Source organism: Metabacillus mangrovi (assembly GCF_009711125.1).
Taxonomy (GTDB): Bacteria; Bacillota; Bacilli; order Bacillales; family Bacillaceae; genus Metabacillus_B; species Metabacillus_B mangrovi.
Genome location: NZ_WMIB01000047.1, coordinates 1 through 1,913, shown reverse-complemented (window position 1 = coordinate 1,913; position 1,913 = coordinate 1). Strand labels below are relative to the sequence as shown.

General features: G+C 52.5%; 12 tRNA genes and 1 rRNA gene. All 13 read left to right on the top strand.

Annotated elements, in window-relative coordinates:
* Nucleotides 1-75, top strand: a 5S ribosomal RNA gene (rrf, locus tag GKZ89_RS21680); the annotation flags it as partial.
* A 394-nt stretch (nt 76-469) separates the two neighbouring features.
* A tRNA-Val gene (locus GKZ89_RS20725) sits at nt 470-545 on the top strand.
* A gap of 3 nt (nt 546-548) precedes the next feature.
* Nucleotides 549-624, top strand: a tRNA-Thr gene (locus GKZ89_RS20720).
* Nucleotides 625-907: 283 nt separating this feature from the next.
* A tRNA-Lys gene (locus tag GKZ89_RS20715) sits at nt 908-983 on the top strand.
* 16 nt (nt 984-999) lie between these two features.
* Nucleotides 1,000-1,087: transfer RNA gene (locus GKZ89_RS20710), tRNA-Leu, on the top strand.
* 6 nt (nt 1,088-1,093) lie between these two features.
* Nucleotides 1,094-1,168 (top strand) — tRNA-Gly (locus GKZ89_RS20705).
* A 9-nt stretch (nt 1,169-1,177) separates the two neighbouring features.
* A tRNA-Leu gene (locus tag GKZ89_RS20700) sits at nt 1,178-1,263 on the top strand.
* 20 nt (nt 1,264-1,283) lie between these two features.
* Nucleotides 1,284-1,360: transfer RNA gene (locus GKZ89_RS20695), tRNA-Arg, on the top strand.
* 4 nt (nt 1,361-1,364) lie between these two features.
* Nucleotides 1,365-1,441: transfer RNA gene (locus GKZ89_RS20690), tRNA-Pro, on the top strand.
* Between the two features lie 13 nt (nt 1,442-1,454).
* Nucleotides 1,455-1,530, top strand: a tRNA-Ala gene (locus GKZ89_RS20685).
* 22 nt (nt 1,531-1,552) lie between these two features.
* A tRNA-Met gene (locus GKZ89_RS20680) sits at nt 1,553-1,629 on the top strand.
* A 5-nt stretch (nt 1,630-1,634) separates the two neighbouring features.
* Nucleotides 1,635-1,708, top strand: a tRNA-Ile gene (locus GKZ89_RS20675).
* Nucleotides 1,709-1,722: 14 nt separating this feature from the next.
* Nucleotides 1,723-1,815, top strand: a tRNA-Ser gene (locus GKZ89_RS20670).
* The last annotated feature ends 98 nt before the right edge of the window (nt 1,816-1,913 follow it).

The following is a 1,913-nucleotide window of genomic DNA, read 5'->3' as shown; positions in this document are numbered from 1 at the left end:
GAACACGGAAGTTAAGCTCTTCAGCGCCGATGGTAGTTGGGGGTTTCCCCCTGTGAGAGTAGGACGCCGCCAGGCAATTCTTTTCTTATGCTGTAAGCTTTCAGAAGAGTCAGGCAAACGCGATTCATTAAAGATGAAAACGTAGTACCTTACTCATCGCAAGCCGAAACATCATCAAACAAAGTAAACGTAAGAGGGTTGGGAGGAGCAAGCAGTGCTAGGAGCCGAGTGAGCGAACACCGGAGTGCACATTAGTGCGTGAGGATGTGAGTGAACGAAAGCGACAACGCAATGCACCGCTCATCACAAGCCGAAATCATCACCCAACAAAGTAAACGTAAGAGGGTTGGGAGGAGCAAGTAGTCCTAGGAGCCGAAGGAGAGAGCACCGGAGCGCACATAAGTGCGTGAGGATGCGAACGACTGAAGGCGACAACGGAATACGCCGCTCATCGCAAGCCGAAACACATGGAGGATTAGCTCAGCTGGGAGAGCATCTGCCTTACAAGCAGAGGGTCGGCGGTTCGATCCCGTCATCCTCCACCACTTGCCGGTGTAGCTCAATTGGTAGAGCAACTGACTTGTAATCAGTAGGTTGGGGGTTCAAGTCCTCTTGCCGGCACCATTTCTATTGGTTATACCGAACCGTATGCTCGGCAGAGCACGGACGAATAATCCCCGAAGCGAAACAACAGCGCCCGAATGGAGCTGCTGCTTGAATAAGCTTTCTGAGATTTGGGCGTCCTGCATGCTGGGAGTGTAGGCAAAACAGAGAGCCATTAGCTCAGTCGGTAGAGCACGGACGAATAATCCCCGAAGCGAAACAACAGCGCCCAAATGGAGCTGCTGCTTGAATAAGCTTTCTGAGATTTGGGCGTCCTGCATGCTGTGGGTGTAGGCAAAATAGAGAGCCATTAGCTCAGTCGGTAGAGCATCTGACTTTTAATCAGAGGGTCGAAGGTTCGAGTCCTTCATGGCTCACCATCGATATTATAGTATTGCGGATGTGGCGGAATTGGCAGACGCGCTAGAATCAGGCTCTAGTGTCCGTTAAGGACGTGGGGGTTCGACTCCCTTCATCCGCACCATGCTATGCGGAAGTAGTTCAGTGGTAGAACACCACCTTGCCAAGGTGGGGGTCGCGGGTTCGAATCCCGTCTTCCGCTCCAAACCAAAACGCCGGGGTGGCGGAATTGGCAGACGCACAGGACTTAAAATCCTGCGGTAGGTGACTACCGTACCGGTTCGATCCCGGTCCTCGGCACTTTAGAGATCTTTTATTAAGCGCCCGTAGCTCAATTGGATAGAGCGTTTGACTACGGATCAAAAGGTTAGGGGTTCGACTCCTCTCGGGCGCGCCATTTTCGGGAAGTAGCTCAGCTTGGTAGAGCACTTGGTTTGGGACCAAGGGGTCGCAGGTTCGAATCCTGTCTTCCCGACCATTATACATATTGTGGGGCCTTAGCTCAGCTGGGAGAGCGCCTGCCTTGCACGCAGGAGGTCAGCGGTTCGATCCCGCTAGGCTCCACCAATTATACTAAATATTCTCATATGGCGGTGTAGCTCAGCTGGCTAGAGCGTACGGTTCATACCCGTGAGGTCGGGGGTTCGATCCCCTCCGCCGCTACCATATTGGGACCTTTAGCTCAGCTGGTTAGAGCAGACGGCTCATAACCGTCCGGTCGTAGGTTCGAGTCCTACAAGGTCCATCGCTTTACTTTATGGAGGAATACCCAAGTCTGGCTGAAGGGATCGGTCTTGAAAACCGACAGGGGTGTCAAAACCCGCGGGGGTTCGAATCCCTCTTCCTCCTCCATTTTTAAAAATTGCATCGAACAATTCAATACTTCTTATTATCGCGGGGTGGAGCAACGAGCATCACTTCTCCGATATGGCTTCCGAGTTGTACTCGCC